We start from the raw sequence: 456 nt of genomic DNA, 5'->3' as shown, positions 1-456 counted from the left end.
TTGTGGACCTGGCCTGCCCGCAACAGCACCGCTCCACACGACAAAAAACCCTCCCGCGAGCGGGAGGGTTAGGGGATTACCACTGTTATTGTTGCTTGGTCTTACTGGTTCATCTTGCCCATGGCCTTGGTCAGCTCGCCGTCGGCGGTATCGCCATCCAGTTCCCAGCTGAACACACCCCCCAGACCCTTGGCCTTGGCGTAGTCCACCTTGGTCTGGATCACGCCCGGGGTGTCGTACGACCACCAGTTGGTGCCGTCGTACTTGTACGACTGCTTGGTCACCGGGTGGACATACACGGTACCGGCTGCGCTCTTCAGCACCTTGTAGTCCTCGATACCGGCTTCGTACGTACCGCGGGCAGCACCGGTCGGCTTCTGATACAGACCGTTGTTGACGTTCGGCACACCGGTCCAGCCACGACCGTAGAACGGCAGGCCCAGCACCAGCTTGTTG

1 protein-coding gene is annotated in these 456 nt (G+C 60.7%); it reads right to left on the bottom strand.

The genetic code is table 11. From position 1 onward, the window contains the following. Nucleotides 1-101 precede the first annotated feature (101 nt). A partial coding sequence (locus tag NLI84_RS14950) for a glycosyl hydrolase family 18 protein (protein ID WP_255991447.1) occupies nt 102-456 on the bottom strand: 355 nt, incomplete at its 5' end.

Origin of the sequence: Chitinolyticbacter albus (assembly GCF_024437655.1) — a bacterium.
In the GTDB taxonomy this organism is placed as follows: Bacteria; Pseudomonadota; Gammaproteobacteria; order Burkholderiales; family Chitinibacteraceae; genus Chitinolyticbacter; species Chitinolyticbacter albus.
Note: the sequence above shows the minus strand (reverse complement) of the source record. Positions and strands in the feature narration are given on the sequence as shown.